This window comes from Shewanella sp. POL2, from assembly GCF_000282755.1.
Taxonomy (GTDB): Bacteria; Pseudomonadota; Gammaproteobacteria; order Enterobacterales; family Shewanellaceae; genus Shewanella; species Shewanella xiamenensis.
Window position 1 is genome coordinate 1 of record NZ_AKZL01000035.1, and the last position, 23,168, is coordinate 23,168.

Annotated in this window: 24 protein-coding genes and 2 pseudogenes; 6 read left to right on the forward strand and 20 right to left on the reverse strand. The window is 42.6% G+C overall.

Annotated features, from left to right (window positions below; all coding sequences use genetic code 11):
* A partial coding sequence (locus tag SHEWPOL2_RS11160; protein ID WP_037428254.1) for an IS5/IS1182 family transposase occupies nucleotides 1–346 on the reverse strand: 346 nt, incomplete at its 3' end.
* Between the two features lie 107 nt (nucleotides 347–453).
* Nucleotides 454–1,290, reverse strand: coding sequence for a transporter substrate-binding domain-containing protein (locus SHEWPOL2_RS11165; RefSeq protein WP_037428255.1), 837 nt, complete (start codon nucleotides 1,288–1,290; stop codon nucleotides 454–456).
* A 370-nt stretch (nucleotides 1,291–1,660) separates the two neighbouring features.
* Between SHEWPOL2_RS11165 and SHEWPOL2_RS23185 the strand changes: the two are divergent.
* Nucleotides 1,661–1,817 (forward strand): annotated as a pseudogene (locus tag SHEWPOL2_RS23185) (IS3 family transposase); the annotation flags it as partial.
* Between the two features lie 8 nt (nucleotides 1,818–1,825).
* Here SHEWPOL2_RS23185 and SHEWPOL2_RS11170 read toward each other — a convergent pair.
* The 3 genes from SHEWPOL2_RS11170 to SHEWPOL2_RS11185 form a co-directional block, all read right to left on the reverse strand.
* Nucleotides 1,826–2,473: a hypothetical protein gene (locus SHEWPOL2_RS11170; RefSeq protein WP_037428256.1), complete on the reverse strand. Its 648-nt coding sequence runs from the start codon at nucleotides 2,471–2,473 to the stop codon at nucleotides 1,826–1,828.
* A 429-nt stretch (nucleotides 2,474–2,902) separates the two neighbouring features.
* Complete coding sequence (locus SHEWPOL2_RS11180; RefSeq protein ID WP_037428258.1) at nucleotides 2,903–3,247, reverse strand: hypothetical protein; 345 nt, start codon at nucleotides 3,245–3,247, stop codon at nucleotides 2,903–2,905.
* Between the two features lie 182 nt (nucleotides 3,248–3,429).
* Nucleotides 3,430–4,464: a WYL domain-containing protein gene (locus SHEWPOL2_RS11185; RefSeq protein ID WP_037428260.1), complete on the reverse strand. Its 1,035-nt coding sequence runs from the start codon at nucleotides 4,462–4,464 to the stop codon at nucleotides 3,430–3,432.
* Between the two features lie 161 nt (nucleotides 4,465–4,625).
* Here SHEWPOL2_RS11185 and SHEWPOL2_RS11190 point away from each other — a divergent pair, with 161 nt between their 5' ends.
* Nucleotides 4,626–4,973 (forward strand): hypothetical protein, encoded by a 348-nt coding sequence (locus SHEWPOL2_RS11190; protein ID WP_037428262.1) that lies wholly within the window; start codon nucleotides 4,626–4,628, stop codon nucleotides 4,971–4,973.
* Here SHEWPOL2_RS11190 and SHEWPOL2_RS11195 read toward each other — a convergent pair.
* From SHEWPOL2_RS11195 to SHEWPOL2_RS11210, 4 genes are all read right to left on the reverse strand, one after another.
* A complete protein-coding gene (locus tag SHEWPOL2_RS11195; protein WP_037428263.1) occupies nucleotides 4,970–5,650 on the reverse strand; it encodes a Sir2 family NAD-dependent protein deacetylase in 681 nt (226 codons plus the stop codon). The genes SHEWPOL2_RS11190 and SHEWPOL2_RS11195 overlap by 4 nt on opposite strands.
* Nucleotides 5,651–5,753: 103 nt before the next feature.
* Nucleotides 5,754–6,353: a metallophosphoesterase gene (locus tag SHEWPOL2_RS11200; RefSeq protein ID WP_037428265.1), complete on the reverse strand. Its 600-nt coding sequence runs from the start codon at nucleotides 6,351–6,353 to the stop codon at nucleotides 5,754–5,756.
* A gap of 8 nt (nucleotides 6,354–6,361) precedes the next feature.
* Nucleotides 6,362–6,775 (reverse strand): hypothetical protein, encoded by a 414-nt coding sequence (locus SHEWPOL2_RS11205; RefSeq protein ID WP_037428268.1) that lies wholly within the window; start codon nucleotides 6,773–6,775, stop codon nucleotides 6,362–6,364.
* Nucleotides 6,772–7,077 (reverse strand): cyclic-phosphate processing receiver domain-containing protein, encoded by a 306-nt coding sequence (locus tag SHEWPOL2_RS11210; protein ID WP_197278408.1) that lies wholly within the window; start codon nucleotides 7,075–7,077, stop codon nucleotides 6,772–6,774. The genes SHEWPOL2_RS11205 and SHEWPOL2_RS11210 overlap by 4 nt, the downstream gene beginning before the upstream one ends.
* 526 nt (nucleotides 7,078–7,603) lie before the next feature.
* On the opposite strand from SHEWPOL2_RS11210, the gene rfbB reads away from it, so the two are divergent.
* Nucleotides 7,604–8,623 (forward strand): dTDP-glucose 4,6-dehydratase, encoded by a 1,020-nt coding sequence (gene rfbB, locus SHEWPOL2_RS11215; protein ID WP_037428271.1) that lies wholly within the window; start codon nucleotides 7,604–7,606, stop codon nucleotides 8,621–8,623.
* Between the two features lie 113 nt (nucleotides 8,624–8,736).
* Here rfbB and SHEWPOL2_RS11220 read toward each other — a convergent pair whose 3' ends face one another.
* Both SHEWPOL2_RS11220 and SHEWPOL2_RS11225 read right to left on the reverse strand, forming a co-directional pair.
* Nucleotides 8,737–9,504 carry a HutD family protein gene (locus SHEWPOL2_RS11220; protein ID WP_037428273.1) on the reverse strand — a complete coding sequence of 256 codons (768 nt, stop codon included), beginning with the start codon at nucleotides 9,502–9,504 and terminating at the stop codon, nucleotides 8,737–8,739.
* Nucleotides 9,505–9,665: 161 nt separating this feature from the next.
* Nucleotides 9,666–10,112, reverse strand: coding sequence for a copper resistance protein NlpE (locus tag SHEWPOL2_RS11225; protein WP_037428313.1), 447 nt, complete (start codon nucleotides 10,110–10,112; stop codon nucleotides 9,666–9,668).
* Nucleotides 10,113–10,502: 390 nt separating this feature from the next.
* Here SHEWPOL2_RS11225 and SHEWPOL2_RS11230 point away from each other — a divergent pair, with 390 nt between their 5' ends.
* The 3 genes from SHEWPOL2_RS11230 (at nucleotide 10,503) to rfbC (ending at nucleotide 13,429) form a co-directional block, all read left to right on the forward strand.
* Complete coding sequence (locus SHEWPOL2_RS11230; protein WP_037428275.1) at nucleotides 10,503–11,864, forward strand: GAF domain-containing sensor histidine kinase; 1,362 nt, start codon at nucleotides 10,503–10,505, stop codon at nucleotides 11,862–11,864.
* Nucleotides 11,865–12,009: 145 nt separating this feature from the next.
* Nucleotides 12,010–12,900 carry a glucose-1-phosphate thymidylyltransferase RfbA gene (gene rfbA, locus SHEWPOL2_RS11235; protein WP_037428277.1) on the forward strand — a complete coding sequence of 297 codons (891 nt, stop codon included), beginning with the start codon at nucleotides 12,010–12,012 and terminating at the stop codon, nucleotides 12,898–12,900.
* Nucleotides 12,887–13,429 (forward strand): dTDP-4-dehydrorhamnose 3,5-epimerase, encoded by a 543-nt coding sequence (rfbC, locus tag SHEWPOL2_RS11240; RefSeq protein ID WP_037428279.1) that lies wholly within the window; start codon nucleotides 12,887–12,889, stop codon nucleotides 13,427–13,429. Before rfbA ends, rfbC begins: the two co-directional genes overlap by 14 nt.
* A gap of 19 nt (nucleotides 13,430–13,448) precedes the next feature.
* On the opposite strand, the gene SHEWPOL2_RS11245 is transcribed toward rfbC, so the two are convergent.
* The 9 genes and pseudogenes from SHEWPOL2_RS11245 to rcsF all read right to left on the reverse strand — a co-directional run bounded on the left by SHEWPOL2_RS11245 (nucleotide 13,449) and on the right by rcsF (nucleotide 23,132).
* On the reverse strand, nucleotides 13,449–15,827 hold the full coding sequence (locus tag SHEWPOL2_RS11245) for a YjbH domain-containing protein (protein WP_037428280.1): 2,379 nt from the start codon (nucleotides 15,825–15,827) through the stop codon (nucleotides 13,449–13,451).
* On the reverse strand, nucleotides 15,827–16,612 hold the full coding sequence (locus tag SHEWPOL2_RS11250; RefSeq protein WP_037428281.1) for a capsule biosynthesis GfcC family protein: 786 nt from the start codon (nucleotides 16,610–16,612) through the stop codon (nucleotides 15,827–15,829). The genes SHEWPOL2_RS11245 and SHEWPOL2_RS11250 overlap by 1 nt, the downstream gene beginning before the upstream one ends.
* A gap of 10 nt (nucleotides 16,613–16,622) precedes the next feature.
* A complete protein-coding gene (locus tag SHEWPOL2_RS11255) occupies nucleotides 16,623–17,333 on the reverse strand; it encodes a YjbF family lipoprotein (RefSeq protein ID WP_037428282.1) in 711 nt (236 codons plus the stop codon).
* A 149-nt stretch (nucleotides 17,334–17,482) separates the two neighbouring features.
* Complete coding sequence (locus SHEWPOL2_RS11260) at nucleotides 17,483–17,722, reverse strand: hypothetical protein (protein ID WP_037428283.1); 240 nt, start codon at nucleotides 17,720–17,722, stop codon at nucleotides 17,483–17,485.
* A 268-nt stretch (nucleotides 17,723–17,990) separates the two neighbouring features.
* Entirely contained in the window at nucleotides 17,991–19,115 is a 1,125-nt protein-coding gene (locus SHEWPOL2_RS11265; RefSeq protein WP_037428284.1) for a patatin-like phospholipase family protein, read from the reverse strand.
* A gap of 267 nt (nucleotides 19,116–19,382) precedes the next feature.
* Nucleotides 19,383–21,095 carry a proline--tRNA ligase gene (locus SHEWPOL2_RS11270; protein ID WP_037428285.1) on the reverse strand — a complete coding sequence of 571 codons (1,713 nt, stop codon included), beginning with the start codon at nucleotides 21,093–21,095 and terminating at the stop codon, nucleotides 19,383–19,385.
* 197 nt (nucleotides 21,096–21,292) lie between these two features.
* Nucleotides 21,293–21,922 (reverse strand): acyltransferase, encoded by a 630-nt coding sequence (locus tag SHEWPOL2_RS11275; protein WP_011716467.1) that lies wholly within the window; start codon nucleotides 21,920–21,922, stop codon nucleotides 21,293–21,295.
* Nucleotides 21,923–22,656 (reverse strand): annotated as a pseudogene (tsaA, locus tag SHEWPOL2_RS11280) (tRNA (N6-threonylcarbamoyladenosine(37)-N6)-methyltransferase TrmO).
* 95 nt (nucleotides 22,657–22,751) lie between these two features.
* A complete protein-coding gene (rcsF, locus tag SHEWPOL2_RS11285) occupies nucleotides 22,752–23,132 on the reverse strand; it encodes an Rcs stress response system protein RcsF (protein ID WP_037420516.1) in 381 nt (126 codons plus the stop codon).
* Nucleotides 23,133–23,168: the final 36 nt, after the last annotated feature.

The window sequence follows — 23,168 nt, forward strand, 5'->3', positions numbered from 1 at the left end:
AAATGGTGCCACGCGTCTTGGTTTTAAAAGCAATCTTGACGGCTTTCACTCGTTTGCTGATACAAGTGTAATGTGGGCACGAAAGCGGAATATCAGCCAGTTTAAACACCGAGTTGATAAAGCCTTGTAACGCTCGCAGTGGCATAGAGAAAACACGTTTAACCATAAGTGCGGTGGTAATGGTTAAGTCGCTAAATACGTGTGGGTGACCTTTCCTTGGTTGCTCAGCCTTAGCTTTCCACTGGGCGATAGCGTCCTCATCAATCCAGAAGGTAAGTGAGCCACGATTGATTAAGGCTTGATTGTATTGCTTCCAGTTAGTTGTTTTATAGCGAGGTTTTGACACGATTGATGGGTGAGTTGATAGGCTATGCCGATCAGATAACCAGCTATGGTTTTAGTTCAACTGATTTAGGAAACAAAGCCCTTCACGCGCAGCTTTAATAGTATAAATTAATATCCTAGTTCGATGTTACTTCCATATTTTTCCTTAATTCTTTCAATAGTGCCATCAATAATCATACCATTAAAAACATTATCAAATTTATCAGATAGATCTGTATAATCCCTTACTTTAGTAAAAGCAATATAACTGCCTATTGTGTCAATTTCCGGCATTATTAGCTTCACTACGTTATCTGCATCAATTTTTTTCAATGTGGCAAGGCCAACATCTCTACTGTTAATTACCAGGTCAACTCTTTTAGCTATTAATTTCTTTATGTTTTGCTCGGAATTTTGACCGCAATCAATTTTGTTTAATATTCCTAAATTTATTGCATTGTCTATAGATGCTCCATACGACGTATTGCATTGAATCCCAATTTTAAACTGGCCTAGAGTCTCTATTTTTCCATCAAAATAAACATCACTATCATTTAATGTGAAAATAACGAATTTCTGATAGATAATTGGAGTGTTTGAGAATAATAGATATTTTGTTCTTTCTGGTGTTTTCTTTAACGAAAAGTATGCATCTACATGTCCAGATTTTACATCCTCAAGTCCTCTTTTTACTGGGTAAATATCTATAATCGCGATATAGTCTAACCTTCTAAAAGCCTCTGTTATAATATCAAAAAGAACGCCTTTATTTTTTCCGTTCTCATGGTAAATAAATGGTGGGTAATCAAGGGATGCAATTCTGATTATTTTATTAGGAGTAGAGGTAATATCGAAAGATATAAAGCAAAGAAACATTAAGTAATAAGGTAATATGAATCTTTTCTTTTTATTGTAGTACTGAAATTTAAGGTATTTATAAAAATAATTAGAGATATAATAATTCATATACAGCTCTGTGTAACAGTGGAACATTAATTTTAAGTATAGTTTAAATTTAGATTTTGCATAAAAATATAAAAAATAAATTAAATATAGCTAATTTAACTGTTCCTAATTTGTGTTGGCATCCATCAGTAAAATTCACTACATTACTGATCCCAATACTGCTACATCTAGCCGGAACCGATGTTTTTCAAAACATTTGTGTAATCTGGCGCCAATGCCTTAAGTGATAAGACTCAACTTACGATGCGTACACCGAACCGAATCCCCTGAAAATAGTGATCTACTATTTGGAACAGTTATTTAGTCAATCTGATCTGGATTGGTGAATGTTTTTAAGTTAATGATATTAAAATGATTTTATTTATTTCTGCTATTTTTGCTGGAACGTCTTAGAGCCGATATTCTCAAAGATACTATCGAAAAAAGTGGTGAAGCCATCGCGCCGACGTGAGTTAGTGCAAAAGGGGCAAAACCATTCCATTACCATCAAGTTCGCCTGTAGTCTTTTTGGGTTGAGCGAAACCTGTTAACGCTATTAGGTAAAGCTCTTTGATGAGCGCCGACTGGCTACTTCTGTCAACGGAGGCTCACTGTTCTGATCCGCTACTTTTGGACATCTCGCTAAGTGAGTAAAATCGCTTATTGAGGTGAAGTATGTCAACAAAGAAACGGACCATACTCCTACGACACAGGATGTATCAGATTTATACCAATTTTGTTTTGTACTAAAGGATTTTTTCAATAATGGTATTACCCTATACCCAGTCAACGACTCAATATAACGTTGTCTCCCATCATCAGGTAATTTTGAATCGAAAACATCAATTAATGCGCAAAATATCTTTAATGTATTTGGTTTTGTAATTTTACAGAGTTTAATTATGTCCTTTTCGTATGAAGTTGTTGTATCCCTGAGTTTGAACTCTATTGCTAAGGTGTCTCCATTCTCCAGTTTGAATACAAGATCTGTAGGGCCACCATTACCAAGATTTTCCTCTCTAATCCAAGTAACATTTAAACCATCAAAGATTGTATGAGCTTCTTTTAAAATTGCTTTGCCGCATTGATAAGCAAATGCCAACTCTGGCATATGAAATATCCCTTGATTAGCAATAAGTGAAAGTTCTTTATCTTCCGATATTGCCGTTTCATAAATGATTTCTGCTATTCTATCTGTTTGCATTATTTCACCTTACCCTTTAACACTACAGCACTGTAACGCAGTGATTGTAGTTTTAGCATGATAATAAAGTAATTACTCACTATATAGTCTTTTTGTAATGTATTTCCTGGGCTATGATTGGAGACCATTTCTTCCAGCTGAAGTATGAGCTTGGATGCCGAATAAACAGTAGTTTAATTTCCTTTATTCCTTTTTTTATCATGATTCTTCTTGGGTAAGATCTTCCCACCTTCTCTGGTAATTTTACAATTTCAAGGGTAAAGTTGTTTCGTTCAGAAAAATCAATTAAAGACTTGATTTTTTCTTTTTCTAATCCGTACACAATAACTTCATTTACATCAAGTAAATCAATTAACTTATTGAATTCGCACCATCCAGAGTAATAATCAGTATATGATGGTCTATGCTTTTTACTTTTTAAAACTCGAGTTACAAGATTGTGATAAGATACAGAATTCCAAAATGATTTTTTTCTTCATCTGTTGGCTTTCTTTTATCATAAATTGCTCTCTCAATATTCCTTACAAATTTTGAGTTACGCTTGAAATCTAAAGCGTGATTTTTATGAAGAATTCTAAGATTAAGTGGGCTATTTATTTTTTCTATATGTCCAGGCTCTTTCGGATTCCAATCGTATACACTTTCACCAAGAATAAGTATCTTCATCTCCTGTTCGCGGTAAGCATTGCCTACCCATGGAAGTCTGTTAATTGTTCCTAATTTTTCAATTTCAGTATCATAGGAAGTGTCCCAAAAGCAATTATGTTGATTCAAAATTTTTTCCTTATATAGAGCAAATGATGCATGATGTTATTACCGTTCTACATAAATGCCTTTTTAAGAACGGATTTAATAAGTGTAAATATAAAATCAATCAAAGATAAAAGTCTGATTTTTATTTTTAAAGTTATTCAATGAAATGTATGTGGTTAATTTAACTATTTTATCCATAATGCTTACTCGTAGTTTTCAATAGTGGCTCGTAATCGTTTGACTACAAATTGTTTTAGTGAAGTAGGAGATAAACACACGACATCTTGACCAAATTTAAGGATCCAACCGATGAGATCGTATGTTGGGTAACAAGTAAAAGTCACCTTCCACCATGTTTCATCTATCTGTTCAAGCTGTTGGTCTATGGAAAGCTTATTGTGTTTAACAACATCCAGAGCGTAATGTTTAACTTTTAGCTCTACTGTGGTTAATGTGTCCTCTAAGAGCCAGCCTGTTGGGTTTTTGGCGTAATACTCATCAAGAGTGAAAGATTTGGGTTTAGTAATACCCAAATACTCCTTTTGGACAGATATTATTTTGTGGAAAAGGAATAGCTGAGGCACCTCTGGTGACTCTTCCTTAGTGGCTACAAGGTAATGGCTTTGCTCCCTAATAATTAAACCTAATGGATTAAGAGTGTAATATTTTATGTCACTCACCTCACTCGACTGATAGCCAATAGAGATGACTTTCTCATTAAGTACACTCTCATAGATGATTTTTCGGTATTGCTCGTCAATGTGCTGCTCATCGTAGATGATGGGATAATTGTCCGAGACAACCCGAACTTTTTTCATCCAGTTCGCATAGAGGTGTTTTGAGGATAGCGTTACATTGGCCTGATTTAACCATGCTTCAAGTTTGTCACTTTGATGTAGCGGTAATACTCTCCGCAGTAACTGCTCCGACAGTACCAGCATGAATGCTTCTGACGTGGGAAGAATATCGAGCACATTTCGCTTTTTTAAATCTCTGAACCAGCGTCGATATCCTAGGTCATCGTCCTCATATCCTAGGTTTGCCCATTCAGAAAGCATTTTAAGGTCTCGTTGAATTGTCCTCGTTGACAGTTCAAATCCTTCATCTTCCAGTAAAGTATGAATTTCGGACAAGGTCATACCACGAGCAGGGAAAGTGGGAAGGTTATCCAACATAAACAAATTTCTAAAAATTGCACGTTTGCGACGGCGCTCGTTTGCGGGATCATTTTCTTGCATGTAACACCATAACCTAGAAGGGAATTTCGCTATTATTCATGACTAACGGCTATGATATATTGACCAGAGTCATATAATGTCATTCATGGTTCTAGAATTGTTTTAGCCGTTAGATGTCGTATCTCTAAGTAGTATCAATGAACCCCCAATCGGAGCCAGATATGAAATCGGTAACGTGTGTTATCAAAGAGATACTGGATATCTGTCCAACACTTGCCAGTATGAATGGATATATTTTTATTGGTACGTGTAGCCAAGAGCCTCCTTATTCAAATGCAAGTTACCAAAAGTGGCGTTTGGTTGATGGTGATGAGAATGTGCCATTTGAATCAAAAATCGCGTTGGATAGGGTCTTTGCATCCATGCTGGATGATTACGGTATTTCCAAGGGGATGCCACATGGATTTTTCAAAATCGAAAAATCCATCATTTCTTTCCAATGGTCATCAAGTGATATCGTGGAAACAATGTTGGCTAAAGTAGGTGGGGAGCGAGTTGGTCGCCATTAATGTTGATTAAGCCAGCGTTTTACTATCAGCGGTACAGCAATAATTGCATCTAAGGGGATGAACTCAAAACCATAAGGTCGTTTGTTGACATGTTTAGAGACTAGAATTTTTTCTGCTCTTCCGCGTGCATATTTTGGAAGATTACATACAGGCTTTACGGTAAGGGAAGTGCCAACAATCAAAACCTTAGATGCTGTTTTAAATAGTTTTTTTACTTCATAAAGATTAGGAACCTGCTCCCCAAATAAAACGACGTGAGGCCTTTCATTATTCTCGAGCGAATAAAGCCTATCGCCGATGCTAAATGAAACATCACTCTCTAAATGCCGAGCCTCAAATAGACTTCCGTGAACGTGATAAACCTGAGTTGAGCCTGCTCGTTCGTGAAGATTATCCACATTACTGGTTACAACACTAACCCGGTATTTTTTTTCAAGTTCGGCAATGGCAATGTGTGCTGGATTAGGGTGTGCTGACAACACTTCCTGTTTGCGGAAATTATAGAAATCGATAACTTTTTCTGGGTACGCTTTTAAGGCCTGAGCAGAAGAAACCTCTTCAACCCGATACTTCAACCACAGTCCATTATCATCAGTAAATGTCGCTAGCTGATCCGCTGATATTCCTGCTCCAGTAAAAACGACAATATGGTTTGGGTCAATCTCTGGTTTACTCAAAATAACTTCTCCTAAGATGTCATGATTTTTAATCGCAATGTGGAGTTATATATTGTTTTTTAATGGAACAGTTTTGTACGTACTTCTGAGCATTGAGGCACGCTTAAATACGGATCCAATGATGATTAGGGACTTCACTCTTACTGTTGGCTCCAGGATTTGAAATGCTGCACCCGCGAAATTTGGAGGCGCATTTCTCTGGTTGATGAACGTGACCTGTCAGTAACCATGCAAGAGACAAGGTGCCTGATTTAATTGCCGTTGTTAGGTCCCTTGAGCCAAAATCTCTCCCCGATTGCTTCGCGACACTAAGCCCTGAAGGCGGCTCGTGGTGAAGCAGTACATTGCATCGAGAAAATGGTGTGAAGTCAGATGTACCATATGACGCGCTGCCGAATATCACCCCATTGATTGAGGCTATAGCCTGATCTGCGTAGATCCCCTCAATTTCCCTTAACCAGGTTGAATTGAGTTCATCACCTAATTGGTCATGATTGCCCGAGCATACAAAAATAGGACGATTGAACTGTTTTAACCAGCATGAGATAACGGCCACTTGCTCATCGATTGGTGTAGGGCAGTTGTATCGACTATCAATGAAGTCACCTGTTAGACAAACAACGTCAGCTTCGGATGCATTGTCGGTAACCCATAGCATTTGAACTTGGTTGAAATGCAGATCGGAAACATGGAGCAGTTTCATTGTCAGTCCTATTGAATAAAAGGCATATCGGTTGGTGTGAGTAGTGGATCATACAAACATATCGAGCCGTCAATGTGGCTATAGACTTCAGCCGTTACTAACACCGAATGGCCTAACTTAATCATTTCGTTAGCCTTCTGTTGATAATGCATCCAAGCATCGCGATCTCTCTGAAACGTCAAATAGATTTCAACATCAAAATTCTCAAAGCAATTATATGCCTCTGCGATGATCCGCAATTCAAAATCTGCTGCGAACACGGGGATGCCAGCATGACTCGAGACAGTTCGACCAACGTGAGTTGGTAGGATTTGTTTGAGCCGACAAATTAGCTTCAGACTATGAAAGGCTGAAAGTTGGCCAAGCAGATGAAATGGATCGCCGGACAATAAAAGTAAAGGTGCAACTGTAGGTGCAGTCATTGTGATTTCATTTCAGCTAAGCGGTTGATCTGTTCTACTGCAGCAAGCATTCTTATTCTTGCTGCAGGATTACTCGTATGTACATTAATTTTCGGAGGCTTAAAGCCTGTATCAACAATAGCTTGCTCAATCCAAAGCAGCACATCGTAGCCAGTACCTCTAGCATCATCTCCTAAATCATGATCTAGACTAATATCGGTTACCATGCCTTTGGCTAAATAGGAGATAACCTCATCTGGCCATCGAACTTGTAGCCAGCCAGTAGGTGCGAGTCGTTCATCATCCAAAAATATTTTCATCATGTACAGTTTTCATCGTTCATTCTCATTAATGAACATAGTGTACTCACGAAAATGACAAGTAATGTCGTTTGTCTATTTCTATTGTTCATAGCCAAGCAGTTTTGCTAACGGGAAGGGTATGCTTAAGCGAGACTATAAAATTTTCGGTGTAAGTGGCCTTCGAGGTCATGTGGATGCCAAGGAGGATAAGATGTCAATTTGGATCTCATTAGGGCGCAACAGATGCCGGATATATGTCGCAAGAGTGTGAACCATTAACAACTGATACCCCGTTGTGAAAGGTGAATTATCGACTAACGTAAATGTACTAGCCCAGACCTGCTTCAGAACAATGCCTGAATTAGGGTTATCTAAGCGTGATGTTTATCGTTAATTATTGTGCGCATTCGCCTCAGTGTTCGCTTCGCCCTGCACAGCTTGTATTTCTCTTGCTCCTCATACTTAAAAAGGTCACGTCGCTCTGCTGGTAAAGTTGTATACTTTCGGGCCTTTTATTTTTCTAACCTTTTACTTTGGGATAGGCGATATGCGAATACTCATTACCGGTGGTGCAGGGTTTATTGGATCGGCATTAGTGCGAATGCTGATTGAGCAAACGACGTGTGTCGTGACCAATGTCGATAAGTTAACCTATGCCAGTCATCCTGAGGCTTTAGCAGCTATTGCCGAGAGTGAGCGCTATCATTTCATACAGGCGGATATTTGTGATGCAGCGACATTAGAGCAAGTCTTTCAGGCTCATCAGCCCGATATGGTAATGCATTTAGCGGCTGAAAGTCATGTTGATCGCTCAATTGAAGGACCCGCTGCATTTATCCAAACCAACATTGTGGGCACCTATACGTTGTTAGAAGCTTCGCGCCGATATTGGCAGCAATTAGCGGATACGCGAAAAGGGTTATTTAGATTTCATCATGTTTCTACCGATGAGGTTTTTGGTTCACTGACCGAAACTGGATTGTTTAGTGAAACCTCAGCTTATGATCCGAGCTCGCCTTATTCAGCAAGTAAAGCTTCAGCGGATCATTTGGTTCGTGCTTGGCATCGAACTTATGCTTTACCGATAGTGATGACCAACTGCTCCAATAACTATGGCCCTTTTCAATACCCTGAAAAGCTCATTCCCCTAATGGTCACCAATGCGTTACAGGGTAAACCGTTGCCAATTTATGGTAATGGTCAGCAAGTGCGTGATTGGTTGTATGTGGATGATCACGTTAAGGCGCTCTATTTAGTTGCGACTCAGGGGGAGCTTGGGCAAACCTATAATATTGGTGGTTCCTGTGAGCAAACTAATTTGACGGTTGTGCGGCAAATTTGCGCCTTATTAGAGGAGTTAGTGCCTACTCATCCGCAATCTCTTGCAATGGGTAGTGCGGGGTTTGCTGATTTAATTCAGTATGTCGTTGACCGGCCTGGCCATGATGTACGCTATGCTATTGATGCCAGTAAAATTCAACGTGAATTAGGTTGGAGAGCGCAAGAGTCTTTTGAGTCAGGTCTCAGAAAGACGGTGGAGTGGATTATTAACCAGCAACATCTTTAAGCGAGTGCTTAGTGCGTGCGCAAGTTCATCCTCCAACATCATGTCTAGAATCTAGGGCGTTGCTTCGCAACTGCTAGGACGGCCTACGGCTTCTAGAACGCCACTTCGTGGCTCTAGAACCTAGATCCTTTTATGCATTCTATAACGATGCGCAGCACCTGGCTTTGTGTATGGTTTAGTGGATGCTGGTTATCTGCTTTGGTTTGCTTAATTGTTGATAGTACTTTGTTTGAACGGTTTGCTTCGGGAGTTATTACTTCTAAGAGCCGTATTTCTGGCGATTGTGCTGTTGAATTTTGGACTTGTGGGTATTGCACCATGTCGTAACGCTTAAGTTGGATCATTTGATCTTGATAAACTAAGCGCATCGGTTCAAGGCAAAGTAGCCATTGTTGCAACTCGTTGTTGTACAGTTTTTTTGTTTGATAAACCTTATCGTCATGGCTGGTTTCATAGGACGTAAGGTTTAACGAGCCATTCAACTCCAGCCGTTCAATATGCGCGCTATACTTGCCGCGTTTGATCATCACATTAAAGTCGATAATTTGTTTATCTAAGAGTTGGCTTTCAATCTGAGTTTCGCCGCTAAAACAAAATGCAGGTTGGTTTGGGCGGAGTACTAACTCGCTTGATTTAGCCGCATTGTTAGACATCATCAGCTTTATGCCTTCGCCTTCCAAGATACACAACTGTCTATCGATGCCAGGAAATGGTGAGAAGGGGCCGTTGCTCGAAATGGTGGCAATGCTGATCCTATAATCAAAGTTAGTTAGGTCAGCATCCTTTGGCGATATTAACAGTTGTTTAGTACTACCGCCGCCGTTTTTCCATAAACTCGATTCACAGTCTTGATAGCGAATAATTTGGATATCTGGGTTCATGTCTTAGTAACTCTTTTCATTTTGAGTAACCCCGATGTGAGAATCTAGAACGCTGACAAGCTTGCTTTAGAGTTTAGAGTTTAGAGTCTAGAGTCTAGAGCCGTAGCGTTCTAGCTGGGCGGAGCACTCAACTTCTCACTGTCACGCTGCAATGCTCTTTTTTACATCCCTTTCTTTTTCAATATATAGTGCTCAGCCAGTTCGCCGCTGATCCGGTTGCCTTCGTTATCTAGCATAAATAGCTGGTTTTCACCGACGAGGTATTTACTGCCATCGGATAAAGTAATTTTTGAGCCCTTGCCATCCCAGTCAAATTTTCCTGCCACCTTGAAGATGCTCTCATCTTTGCCCAAATAAATACTTTTTAATTCAAAGCTGTTATCTGCCAGTAGCGTTAGCGTGGTTTGAATACCTTCGCAACTCGCACAGGGTAAAACACCTTCATACATGCCTGGCCAATCGAGTGCATTTTGGCTGGTATCGCCAAGGGGGATGGTCTTTTGAGTTTCTGTATTGGCTGTGGAGTTTTTATCTGTTGCATGTTGCGGATCGCTGCAAGCGGTTGCCATGATTGCGACTAAGGCGATAGTAAAGAGTGGACGTTGCATATTCATCTCAAGCCTCTGATTTATTGATATTAGGGATGATAACCGCCATCTACGATGGCACCAAACTTATTTACTATGGTATGGGGTCATATTAAAGGCATTAAGGCTATGCTCGATATGGCATTTGGGAGCTTAATTTCAGCGGCGCTTACGGCTTCATTGCTATAGTGTTAAATCCGATAATATGGCGCGATCGCAGTTGAGCTGGGAGAGCTAGAAGAGCTGAAATGCTATTCTGTAGAGTAATCTACCTAGTGAGTTTGCAGATAGAATCTATACTAAAGACTATCACTTTAAGGTTAGTACTTAAGACTCTTGCATAAGCATTGGCCACAGAAGCTATTGTCAGATTTCAATGTCTGGTGAAGCCACGCGGAGAACTCCATCATTATGACGCGGATGTTAGATAGGATTTTATTTGACGTGAGTCGCTCTTCAATTATTGATGGTGGCGATTTAGCTGAGGCATCGCAACTCATTGTTGCTTCAGTGTGCCAAGGCTTAAACATCAGCCGTGCCAGTATTTGGTTATGGACTGAAGATCATCAAAGTATGCACTGCTTTTACCTGCTCGATAATATGCAAAGACAAGAAGCTTTTGTCTTAACGCGTGCTGATTATCCTTATTATTTCAGTTTATTAGATAATGAAAGAGCGATAGTGGCTAATCAGGCTCAAACCGATAGAGCAACCCATGAGTTTGTAAAGGTTTACTTAGTGCCTAATGGTATTACCTCCATATTAGATAGCCCTATCCGTCATCGCGGTAAGATGGTGGGCATTATTTGTTCTGAACATCAAGGTGAGCCAAGAGAATGGACCCGCGATGAAAAAGCCTTTGCTTCTGCTTTGGCCGATTTATTTGGTCGGGCAATGAGTGCAAGGGAAATTTTAGATTATCAGCAGCAATTAAAAGCCATTAATGCGGATTTGGAAGCGCAAGTTGAATTAAGAACTCAAGAATTGGAAACCGCATTGGCGGATTTACGTTCAACACAACATCATTTGATTGAAAATGAGAAAATGGCGGCTTTAGGGAGTTTAGTGGCAGGGGTTGCCCATGAGGTCAATACGCCTTTGGGGATTGCTGTTACCTCAGTAACTCATTGTTTAGATGAGGTCGCATTGCTAAAAAGTACATTTGAGCAAAATGAACTCGACGAAGATAAGTTTTTAAACTTTATCAATACGATGCAAGATGGTTTGGGACTGATAGAGCGAAATTTGGCGCGAGCAGCGGAGTTAGTCCACAACTTTAAGCGGACCGCGGCGGATCAGTCGGTACTTGAACGTGAGCGATTTAATTTAAAGGCTTATCTTTTCCAGATTTTTAGCTCATTAAGGCCATTAATGCGTAAGAAGAATATCACCTTAACCGTTGACCTTGATGACCAAATTTTTATCGAGTCTTACCCTGGGGCAATAGCGCAAATTTTTACCAATCTAGTTGCCAATAGCTTTCGGCATGGGTTTCCTGACAATTTTGCTGGTGATAAACAAATTACTATCCGAGTTGAACAGCAAGGCTCGAACGTTTGCATGAGTTATCAAGATAATGGTGTCGGCATGACTGATGAGGTCAAGATGAAAGCCTTTGAGCCTTTTTTTACCACCGCTCGCAAAGATGGCGGCACAGGCTTAGGAATGTCAATTATCTACAATTTGGTTACCCAAAAGCTCCATGGCAGTATTATTCTGACATCTTCGCCTAACCAAGGCGTAAAAGTCGACATACAACTTCCTGAGAAATAAAGCGGAATCTAGAACCTAGAACCTATAAGCCTAGAAGTCGCATAGCAATGTTCAGCCTTTTCTCGTAAGCCATTGGCTGCGCTTAGTTTGCAGTTGTATGCTACAATCTGCGCCTTAATTCAATCCACTAATCCTCGATATATCAATGAGAAAAGGCATTCTATTGGCGGGTGGTACAGGCTCTCGCCTTTATCCAATGACGCAGGTTGTGTGTAAGCAATTATTGCCTATCTACGATAAGCCAATGATCTATTACCCATTGGTGACTCTGATGCAGACGGGCATTAGAGACATTTTGATTATTTGTACTCCTAATGATTTGCCACTTTTTAAGGCATTACTGGGTAATGGTCAGCGTTGGGGGATCCAGCTTGAATATGCTGTACAGCCTTCACCAAGGGGATTAGCTGAGGCCCTTATCATCGCTGAACCCTTTCTTGCTGGCCACTCCTGTGCGTTAATTCTTGGCGATAACTTATTTTATGGTCAGCAACTTAACACCAACTTACAAAAGGCGACCCAGTTAGCCGTTGGCGCCACCGTATTTGGCTATCATGTGGCGAATCCTAATGCTTATGGCGTCGTTGAGTTTGATGCTAATGGTAAAGCCATTTCCATCGAAGAGAAACCGAGCGCAGCCCGGTCTTCCTATGCCATTCCCGGTTTATATTTCTTTGATCATAGAGCCAGTCAACTGGCTAAAACGGTTGCTCCCTCTGCGCGAGGTGAGCTAGAAATTGTGGATGTGATCAATCAGTATCTGCTGCTTGGGGAGTTGCAGGTTGAAATCATGGGGCGGGGGACCGCTTGGCTGGATACAGGCACGCCCGATGCGATGGCTGAAGCGACCCAATTTATTGCCGCTATTGAGAAACGACAGGGCTTGAAAGTGAATTGCCCTGAGGAAGTGGCATTCCATTGTGGCTGGATTAATGCCTCGCAGCTAGCTGCCTTAGCCCAACCTTTACTTAAAAGTGGCTACGGTGAGTATCTTTTAGGCTTATTAAATAAACAGGTGTTTAATGAAGTGCGTTGAAACAGAGCTGGCTGAAGTACTAGTCTTTGAACCTAAGGTATTTGGCGATGAGCGTGGCTTTTTTATGGAAACCTTTCGGCAAGCGTATTTTACTGAGTGCTTGCTGAGTCGCGGATTTGAAGCGCCAGCGTTAGTGCAAGATAACTATAGTCGCTCGCAGCAGCATGTATTGCGTGGATTGCATTACCAGCAACAATATCCGCAGGGCAAATTAGTCCGAGTGTGTGCTGGCAGTATTTTTGATGTTGCCGTCGATATTCGGCCACAATCCGCGACCTATGGCAAATGGGTTGGCAGGATTCTTTCTGCGGATAACCATTTGCAAATGTGGATCCCCCCAGGTTTTGCCCACGGGTTTTATGTGTTAAGTGAGTATGCTGATGTGTTGTATCGTTGTAGCGATTATTATGCGCCGGATGATGAATATGTACTTGCTTGGAATAGTGCCGAGTTTACGATTGAGTGGCCACTGTTAAACAACACACCCATTCTTTCCGCAAGAGATGCCAATGCCGCCGTTAGCGTCTAAACGCTAACGGCGGTTTCAGTTATTTTACAGGCTTATTTTCAGTGCTGGGACGAGTGAACCAAGGATCTCTTGCATCCATTACGTCATAAAGGCTGTACTTGCGCCCTAATGTTTGGCCACCATCGCGAGTAAGAGGCATCCAACTGATTGTCGCCCGACTATGGGTTGATTTAATCGTCATTAAATCAAATGGTACTGACACGTAGAAGCCTTTAGTAAAGCTACCCTCACCATATTCATCTGCCGACAGGTTGGTTTTAGTCGCAAAGGCGCCCACAATCACACCACTATCGAATTGTTTCGAGAAATCTATGGTCACACCTTTATCTTCGGCTAGATATTGGCCAGCACTTATCCTGAGCAAGGTATTGGGGAACCAATCGGGTTGGTAATAGACTGAAGCATGCCCAGTTACACTGCCCGTTTGTACTCGATAGAAGCGGTTAATGAGCGGGTCAAATTGATTTTCTTCCGCAAAGAAGCCGAGCATGCTATCGGGGTCGCGTTGCTTAACGTAATTCACATCAACACCAAAAGCCCATTGGCTGTTTAGAGGACGGTAAAGAACCTCGCCACCCACGCCGCCATACATCATTTCTAAATAGCCACCATAGGCTTGGTAAGAAATATTATCGGTTAAATTATCCATCCAAGTCAGTTGCAGGTTATTCACTCTAACCGGATTATCATGAATATACTGGCGAACAAGGGTGCGAACCCGTTTTAAGTCAGTACCATCGGGCGGTACATCATATAAAAATTTATCAAAGTTATCGTATAGGTTGAGATAAAGGGAGCTAGAAAACTCAAAATTATCGGTAAAGCGGTAACTTGCACTACCCGTCATGCCAATACTAAACATATAAAATCCTTCTGAACTGCCAAAGGATTGGGACATGGTGGGCGACACATCAAAGCTAAACTTATCTAGCCAATCCTTATCAGTAGTATTGACCAGTTGTCCCTGCGGTAAGCTGACAACACTGACAACACTGGCATCGGTGACTTTGGCATTGAGATAGCTATAGTTTGCTACTTGAGCAAATTTCTGTGCATCGATACGGGTTTCTGTTATCGGTTGGCTATAACGAGTTTCTATTAATCGGTACTCTTTAATACGAGTTACGTCTGTATTGTTGGCAAGAATGGTGGCCGCTCGTTGATGTGCTTCATTTCTATCGCGGAATTTGGTTTGTTCACCTACGACGGTGATGCTGTCTTTATCCAGATAAATTCTGGCGTTAGCATAACCTGCGATGGTTTGTAAGTCTTGAGCGACCTTGTTCCAATCCACTTGGCTTTCCGCCATCGTCTGATTAGGCGTGTTTACTGGTTCTAGATTGACTACTTCAGCACTTTGCACTTTCGAATCGTGATTCACGGAAGTATTAGCACCCACAGTCGCTTGTTCGACTGTTGGTGTGTTTATCGGTGCGGAGGATTCTGTTTGCGTAAGGGTTAATGGCGCAGCCGGAAGCGGCTTATATTTAGCGGCAGCAGGATCGGTTTTAATCTGCGATAAGGTATTAAAATTAGTTTGTAGACTAAAGCCAAGCGTCCAAGTATTACCGCGCTCATAACTTAAATGCAGATCGCCCCAATCGCCAAACCGATAGAGTAGTCCATAGTTAAATTTACTGTCCTGAGGCATTGGAATGTTGCCACGTACGACGGGAAAATCTGATTGATAGTCGTTACCGTCGTACTCCACTTTTAAGCGAAGAGGCTCCCATGGGGTTTGATATTCAACGCCGCCAAAGAGGGCTGCACAGCCTTTAAACCAACGTTGGTAATCTACGGTTCCACCTTTACCACCATAGGAGGTATCTCTGTCGCAGTTGTAATTAAGATCTTTTTTATCTGAGGTGAGATTACCGCTATTGCCAATATAGCCCCAGCCAATGCCGAGGGTAAAATCCAATGGGCCGACTCGTTTCGTTGCGGCGATAAACTCACCATCAAATAAGCCAGTGCCGCCAAAGTCTCGCACCCCAATAGAGGTTTCGGGCAACCAATTACTTTCTTCCAGTAAGCGAACCTTAAAATCGATGCCTTTATCTGTGTATTTAGTATTACCGCTAAAGCTTGGGTCGTTACTGTAAAGTAGGTCTTGTACTAGGGTGTAGCGAATGGTGGTTTCAAACCACGGAAATAGCGCTACTGAAGCACTAAAGTGCTGATAATCATCGTTATAAGTGGTTTTAAAGTTAAATTCACCTTCAGGCGCCATACGGCCTGTAGGCATTTGCATTAAACCAACGCCACCAAAATCTGATTGTGAAGGCAATAGTGTCGGATAAGAAAATTCATCGGCGCTAACATGTAATAAAGGTAGCAGTGCTAATGACAGCGCAGATAAACGCCCGAACGTATGCAAAGTGGGAGTCGACTTTTTCATTACAGAGCCCGATTCTTGAGTAATTCAATAATGTTGTTATTTAATTTTGCATGGTCAGCAAACAGCTCTGAAAACTCAACAAAGAGAATCGCACCTGGGGCGATATCCTGAGCTTGATAATTCCAATAGGCGATAGGCTGTTTTATTGCATTACCATCGGGTTGAATAATCCATACAAAGCTATTTTCGGCGTTATTGAGTAAACCCGCATGCTTTAGGTAATCTTTACTGCTGGCCCGCGATTGCCATGGTTGTTCACCGGTTTGCGCGACCGCTCCAACGACAGTGACCGTAGTAGGGCGAGGGGGTAATACCAGTAAAAAATCACCATCTATAACTGGATTATAAGCATCGGTGATACGGATTAAATCGAGATCTAATGGTTGATTAATCCGTTGACCAAGTTTGATGGTGCGTAAAAACTGAGCAAGCTTGCTCAGTTTTGCAATGTAGTTACCATTATCGATTTGCTCACCCATCGTAGCCAATTGTTGCAATACTTGCTGACGAGTGGCCTCTAATGCTGCAGTATTTTTTATATCTAAAAGTGACGCACCTAGCCAATAAATTGCCACAGCCTCATTTTTTGTTGGCTGATTATAAAGAGGAAGCTGGGTTAACCCATCCTGAACTGCTTGTCCAACTCGAATGGCTGAGGGATAAGTAATTTGTAGCTGCGGCGTGTTAGACGCAGTGGTACTGACAGCAAGTTGGGTATTGGCTTCTACAGCGGGTAAAAACAGTGAACCTACTAGCAGTGCCAACGGGGTGATGTAAGATCTCATTATGGCTCCACTAAGCAGCAAAAGGCTTCAGTAAGGTGATATCAATAAACGGCAGATTGGGCGCAATTTTCTGATGGCTTTTAATAACGTTGCCTGTTTGTGGATCTAGCCAAAACTCATTTTGATATTGGATATTGAGTGCATCCACAGAGACGTTTTCACTAAAATGCAAAGCTTGTGTGGGAGTGCCATTGATTAGAATATTTTCGTCACCAATCAATTTAAATTCTGATGTTGCTCGGTAGCCATAATGATAACCAGGTTGCCAATCGATCGTTCGAGTCCAGGTTTTTGGGGTATTGCTTAAATGCAATCCTAATAACAGTGGATCTGGCTCATTACTTTCAACAGCACTTAAGTTACCTGCAAGCAGATTATGGGTTTTGACTAAACGGCCGTTAACCGTAATCAACATGCCTTTATCTGCAGATAACCACTTAAGTTCGAGTGCTTCGGGCGAGTTTTTTACTGAAGATAGGCTGATTTTAGGCTCTGCAAAGGCTAAAACCACAAATGCCTGAGCCGTATCTTCAAGTTTTACATAGATGCTGGCATAAGGATTAGCCGATACTTGCTCAGGGGAGAGAACCACATCGTCACTCCCAAAAAAGGCGAGTTTTGCGGTATCGTTTAATGCGCTAATTCGTTGACTACAGCCCGATAGCCCTACGATAACTGCCGAAATGGCAATAATGGGGAAAATTCTTTTATATATACGCATCCGAGTTGCTTATTCTCAATAATAGTAGGTAACCAATGTAAATATATGATGTCGTGATTTCAAGCTTTCGCTATTTTGCTTTAGACGTTTAAATGCCCCAAAAAAAACAACCGCCAAAAGGCGGTTATTTACACACACTAACCAATCAATTAGTTAGAGTTAGTGGTGGTATTTGTATTTGTGGTGGTGATTGGGTTGCCATCTGAGCCATTTGCAGCAACTAAAACACCAGTTACAACTGCACCGGCTGCAATACCACCAGCAACGATAGCACCAGTAGCGCCACCAACACCTGTACCACCAGTAGCTGTACCAGTGTTATTTGCATTAGCCGCAACTGAACCTAACATTGAAATAGCAGCGATAAGTGCTAATGAAGTTTTTTTCATCGTGATTCCCTTTTAGAAAAAATTAACCTAATTTTTAGCTAATCTAGTACAGCATGATAGGTGATTCAACTTAAATGATCAATGTTAAATCTATTCCGCCACTCAGACTTTAGACTGATTTACAGCTTAGCTGCTACTGAATAATCCTTAATTTTGAATGAGTTTCGCATATCTCGGTTAAGGAATTATGTCATCGTTTAATTTATAACACGGCAAGATGCGGGCTTCAATTCGATTTTACTCAGCCTTTTGATTGTGAGTCATCGCATTAGGCTAAATTGAAAAATGCTTTCAATTCGTCAAGGTGCGCCATACCGTCTTGATAACCTAAATCGATCAATGCGCTGGTATAGGATTTTTCAAACAAGAGATAAGACACAATACTGGAGTCAGACTGCCTATCGATACCAAAAAATCCCAGTAAGGTTTTAATTGCCCAGGGCATATCGTCATAGAAGCGGGCGGCGATTTTACTTAAATCTTCGCTGGGTTTTATCACTAAGGTTTTTATGGGGTGTAATGCTAGTTGCGCACGGCTTTCTTCTGGAATAAGGGAAAGCGTATGATTTATGCGCTCTAGGCGTTCTAAATCGCTATTTAAGGTATCAGAAAAGATAGTATCCAACAGATGACCCGCGATGGTCGCAGTCTTCGGATGATATTCTAGCTCCATCGGAAAATGCTTATGGGGACTGTCTAGGTTTATCACCAATAGCTTATTAGCCCCCAAATGGATTGGACTTGAAAGCGGCGCGAGCTGGTGGACTGAGCCGTCACCATAATAAGCTTGATTAAGTTTAATTGACGGGAACACCATGGGAATGGCTGAGCTTGCTAACAAGTGCTCGGTATTTAACATGCGCCGCTCACCGCTGCGTCTGGCGCGGGTCCAGTTTTCAATATCCCGTGCCGCTTGAAAAAACGTCACCGAACGCGAGTTGTTATAGCAGGAGGTATCGACACTCAGAGCGGTTAAAGCGCCGTTGCGGATATTGCGATCAATTCTTTTAAAATCGATAAGTTCATTCAATAAGTGCCGTAAAGGTTCATTATCGAGCAGGCTGCCAGCATCTGTATTGACCTTATCGTCCTGTAAGCCTTTTAGCGCCATTTTTGAGAGGTGCTTTAACACGCCAGGAAGAGTGGCTCTGTACACTTTTCTAGTTTCAAAATGACGCCATACCCATTCGAGTTTTTTGACACCTAAATGAAAACATGAGGCATGGGTGGCGATTGAAGTACCATTAATGGCACCAGCGGAAGTGCCACATATGATTTTGAAGGGAATGCCATGGTTGCGAGGATAAAGCTGGACCAGTGCTTTTAACACTCCCACTTGATAGGCGGCACGAGCGCCACCGCCACCGAGAACTAATGCTGTTGATGTTGGCAATCTTAATACTCAACGACTTGTTATTATGATTTTATTAAAGCAATGCCTTGTCTAAAAAAGCAAGTCTGAGCAGTTATCTTAATGACATTTCTTTATTTTTTGATGATAAAAGGCAAAGGCAAGCACTTGAGAGCATGTTTGCCATCAACAGACGGGAAATAAAAAACGCACTTAAGTTAAACCTAAGTGCGTTGCTGTATTGAGAGGTTAATGGTAAGCCATTAACTCACACAGGCTCAATGTGCATTCAGTGCCAAAAGACAGTGCTTAAGCTTGCAGATTCTTTAAGAAATCGACGATTTGGTCGAAAGGCACGTCCTGCTTCTCACCGGTGCGGCGGTTTTTGTATTCGAATACGCCAGCGTCGATATTGCGATCACCAATCACCACAGTGTGAGGAATACCAATCAGTTCCATATCGGCGAACATTACACCTGGGCGCTCTTTACGGTCATCCAGTAGCACATCAATACCCGCTGCGCTTAAGTCTTTGTATAACTGCTCGGCGATATCGGTCACGCGGTGTGACTTGTGCATATTCATTGGCAGAATGCCAACGCTAAATGGTGCAATCGCTTCTGGCCATACAATGCCACGGTCATCAAAGTTTTGCTCAATCGCAGCAGCCACGATACGGCTCACGCCAACACCGTAACAACCCATCAGCAGCACTTGTGACTTACCGTTCTCATCGAGAACAGTCGCATTCATCGATTTAGAATAGTTAGTGCCGAGTTGGAAGATATGACCCACTTCGATACCACGAGCCATGGCATAGGTACCTAAACCATCCGGTGTTGGCTCGCCTTCAACCACGTTACGGATATCGGCCGCTTGTGCCAGTGGCAGATCGCGCTCCCAGTTGATGCCAAAGTAGTGTTTATCATCCACGTTTGCGCCGGCAGCAAAATCGCTCATCACGCTAACACTATGGTCGATGATGATCGGCATATTCAGGCCGACAGGGCCTAATGAGCCTGGACCTGCGCCAATGGCGTCACGGATCAGGGCTTCTGGGGCAAATTCTAATGGTGATGCCACTAAATCTAATTTATCTGCCTTGATTTCATTTAGCTCGTGGTCACCACGTACAATCAGCGCAACCAGTGGCGCCGCTTCAGTCGCACCCTTAACAATCAAGGTTTTCACTGTTTTAGTGATATCTAAACCGAATTGCTCAACTAACTCAGCAATGGTTTTCGCATTGGGGGTATCGACTAAACGTAATGCTTCAGTCGCCGCGCCGCGCGTTTCGGTTGGCATTGGCGATTCGGCTTTCTCGATGTTAGCGGCATAATCGCTACCAGTAGAGTAGGCGATTAAGTCTTCACCGCTTTGCGCCAGTACGTGGAACTCGTGTGACATGCTGCCACCGATAGACCCCGTGTCCGCTAAAACCGGACGGAAGGCTAAGCCCATACGCGACAGAATGTTGCTATAGGCTTGATACATCGCCTCATAGGTTTCATTCATGGTATCCACATCAAGATGGAAAGAATAAGCATCTTTCATCAGGAACTCGCGAGAACGCATCACGCCAAAACGTGGGCGAACTTCGTCGCGGAATTTAGTTTGAATTTGATAAAGATTCAGCGGTAATTGTTTGTAAGAGCTGACTTCTTTACGGATTAAGTCGGTGATCACTTCTTCGTGGGTTGGTCCCAGAACGAAGTCACGGCTATGACGGTCTTTAAAACGCAGTAGTTCAGGACCAAACTTGTCCCAGCGACCCGTTTCTACCCATAAATCAGCCGGTTGCACCATAGGCATTAGGATTTCAATCGCGCCCGCTTTGTTCATTTCTTCACGAACAATCGCTTCGACTTTACGTAATACACGCAGGCCCGTGGGCAGATAGCTGTATAAGCCTGAAGCGTTACGGCGGATCATACCCGCACGTAGCATTAATTGATGGCTGATGACTTCTGCATTCGCAGGTGTTTCTTTTTGAGTAGAAAGTAGGTATTTGCTAACGCGCATTACCGATGTCCAAATTTGAGTTGAATGGGCGCCATTTTATCACCTGCTTTGATGATGTCACCTATGGATTTAGGTTAAATTCAACTAGCTGGGAGACAAATAGCATTTTTGATGCTGGATAACGGATAAAGAAAGATAAGCACTACGCCGTTAGGGGGCGACTTCGTCATTGCTCATATCTAGATTCTCGTCGCTGCTTACTTATTTCGCCGATCGCCAATCACCCGTGCAGGATTACCGGCGACGATAGCCCATGCGGGGACATCTTTAGTGACAATACAGCCCATGCCAATCACCGCATGGTCGCCAATGGTGACACCATCAACTATCCCGGCCTGTGCGCCAATCCAGACATCTTTACCTATCACGACTCCTTTAGAGTGGGAGGCTTGTTGATAAATGGGCGTATCGGGCGCCATGCCATGATTAAAGGCGTAGATTGTCACATGGTTAGCAATGCGAGTTTGGGAGCCAATTTGAATCCCTACTCGACCGCCATCGAAGGAGCAACCGTGATTGATGGCGACCTCATTACCAAGGGTGATAGGGCCATGTAAAAAACATTCGGCGGCAATCATGCAGTGATTACCTATCTTGATATCGCGATTGGGCTCGGCAAATAACTGTGCCTCGGGGGCGATAAAACAGTTATCACCAATGGTGACGGTTTCGAGGGCGCAAAGGTTGGTTTGAATTTCATCCTGCCAAGGTTTAGCCCAGACTAAGTGTTTTTCTTTGAGTGAAAAATACAGCCAGGGCATCCAAGACAGACGCTTTTTGTGTTGGCTCTGATAATCAGGCAATGCGGTTGTGTTTAGCGTCTGCATTTAGCCACATTTCCCCGGTTTGAGTTCGAGCACTTGAATATATTCCCGATCATCCTCATCAACCGCCATCCGCCAAAAGATATCCAACTCATACAAAGCCACTTGATATAACTTGGGGTCATCCTTGGCTTTTTTATAGGCAGGGCGAGGGTCTTGTCCGAGTACGCCGCGGATAAGTTCGGCCAAATCAGTATAAGCGTCCTGTTTGCTATAGGCGTTAATCTGCGTTGCCGCGAGCTCGGAAAACACCACGCTAATCAGCTTAGGCGCTTCTTGAGCTATACCGCCGACGGCACCTTCAATCGAATCTGAGAAGGGAATATAGGGCTTTATATCGATAATCGGCGTGCCATCGACAAGATCCATGCCTGAAATCTCCAGGCACACTTTGCCTTTACGTTGCACCACTCGGTGGAGTTTTACCACGGACTGGCCAATGCCGTTTGGGCGAAAAGTCGAGCGGGTTGCGAATACACCGAGTTTTTCATTACCGCCTAAACGCGGTGGGCGAACTGTGGTTTTCCAGCCTTGGGCGAGATTTTCATGGAAACAAAACAGCAGCCAAAGGTGGGAATATTGCTCGATGCCACGCACGGCGTCGAGATGATTGATATGGCCTTCCAGCTCAACATAACCGCGTGCTTCCACCAAACCAGGTTGCCTTGGAATGCCAAATTTTGTTTGTAGGGGGTACGGCAGGTGGCCACAGCGGTAATTTGGTTGGTAAATGTCATGCAAAAAACACCTAAAGGAAGGAGCAACAACCCAAACTCAGATGGCTTAGGTTGTAAAGTACAACAAGAATGGCGTGCAGTATACACGCGATGAACTAGTCGGCGGTGGCCATTTTAATCGCTTGACCGACACATAACGCGCGGCTGATACAGCCTTGCGCAGCTTCTTCCATCATCACGCATTGTTTGATGATGATACCGTTAGCACCTTTATCAGCCGCAGCGCGGCGGGCTTCGGTTCTGGCTTCGCTTAAGGATGCTGGCACGCCATTTACATCCGCTTGGCAAGATTCTCCTTGCACTAAGCCTTTCAATTCGTAGTGGCCTTTAGGCAAACTATCACCTTCAAATAGCGTAACATCGCCTGCCTTGAAGTAGTCACTAATCGCTTCACCGTCTAAATTGCTATTAAAACTGTAGTCGCTGGCACAGGCGCTAAGCAGGAGCACTAATGCACTTGAGAGGATGATTTTCATGGTTTGACCTGAGATTAAGGGTAAAGAAGCGCAGTC

Excerpts from the sequence above, each read along its gene's own strand:
- SHEWPOL2_RS11270 (WP_037428285.1), bottom strand. The coding sequence starts at position 21,095 with ATGCGCGTTAGCAAATACCTACTTTCTACTCAAAAAGAAACACCTGCG.
- rfbA (WP_037428277.1), top strand. The coding sequence starts at position 12,010 with ATGAGAAAAGGCATTCTATTGGCGGGTGGTACAGGCTCTCGCCTTTAT.
- SHEWPOL2_RS11260 (WP_037428283.1), bottom strand. The coding sequence starts at position 17,722 with ATGAAAAAAACTTCATTAGCACTTATCGCTGCTATTTCAATGTTAGGT.
- SHEWPOL2_RS11185 (WP_037428260.1), bottom strand. The coding sequence starts at position 4,464 with ATGCAAGAAAATGATCCCGCAAACGAGCGCCGTCGCAAACGTGCAATT.
- rfbB (WP_037428271.1), top strand. The coding sequence starts at position 7,604 with ATGCGAATACTCATTACCGGTGGTGCAGGGTTTATTGGATCGGCATTA.
- rfbC (WP_037428279.1), top strand. The coding sequence starts at position 12,887 with ATGAAGTGCGTTGAAACAGAGCTGGCTGAAGTACTAGTCTTTGAACCT.
- SHEWPOL2_RS11220 (WP_037428273.1), bottom strand. The coding sequence starts at position 9,504 with ATGAACCCAGATATCCAAATTATTCGCTATCAAGACTGTGAATCGAGT.
- SHEWPOL2_RS11225 (WP_037428313.1), bottom strand. The coding sequence starts at position 10,112 with ATGCAACGTCCACTCTTTACTATCGCCTTAGTCGCAATCATGGCAACC.
- SHEWPOL2_RS11170 (WP_037428256.1), bottom strand. The coding sequence starts at position 2,473 with ATGCAAACAGATAGAATAGCAGAAATCATTTATGAAACGGCAATATCG.
- SHEWPOL2_RS11275 (WP_011716467.1), bottom strand. The coding sequence starts at position 21,922 with ATGCAGACGCTAAACACAACCGCATTGCCTGATTATCAGAGCCAACAC.
- SHEWPOL2_RS11190 (WP_037428262.1), top strand. The coding sequence starts at position 4,626 with ATGAAATCGGTAACGTGTGTTATCAAAGAGATACTGGATATCTGTCCA.
- SHEWPOL2_RS11250 (WP_037428281.1), bottom strand. The coding sequence starts at position 16,612 with ATGAGATCTTACATCACCCCGTTGGCACTGCTAGTAGGTTCACTGTTT.
- SHEWPOL2_RS11200 (WP_037428265.1), bottom strand. The coding sequence starts at position 6,353 with ATGAAACTGCTCCATGTTTCCGATCTGCATTTCAACCAAGTTCAAATG.
- SHEWPOL2_RS11210 (WP_197278408.1), bottom strand. The coding sequence starts at position 7,077 with ATGATGAAAATATTTTTGGATGATGAACGACTCGCACCTACTGGCTGG.
- SHEWPOL2_RS11205 (WP_037428268.1), bottom strand. The coding sequence starts at position 6,775 with ATGACTGCACCTACAGTTGCACCTTTACTTTTATTGTCCGGCGATCCA.
- SHEWPOL2_RS11230 (WP_037428275.1), top strand. The coding sequence starts at position 10,503 with ATGACGCGGATGTTAGATAGGATTTTATTTGACGTGAGTCGCTCTTCA.
- rcsF (WP_037420516.1), bottom strand. The coding sequence starts at position 23,132 with ATGAAAATCATCCTCTCAAGTGCATTAGTGCTCCTGCTTAGCGCCTGT.
- SHEWPOL2_RS11165 (WP_037428255.1), bottom strand. The coding sequence starts at position 1,290 with ATGAATTATTATATCTCTAATTATTTTTATAAATACCTTAAATTTCAG.
- SHEWPOL2_RS11245 (WP_037428280.1), bottom strand. The coding sequence starts at position 15,827 with ATGAAAAAGTCGACTCCCACTTTGCATACGTTCGGGCGTTTATCTGCG.
- SHEWPOL2_RS11255 (WP_037428282.1), bottom strand. The coding sequence starts at position 17,333 with ATGCGTATATATAAAAGAATTTTCCCCATTATTGCCATTTCGGCAGTT.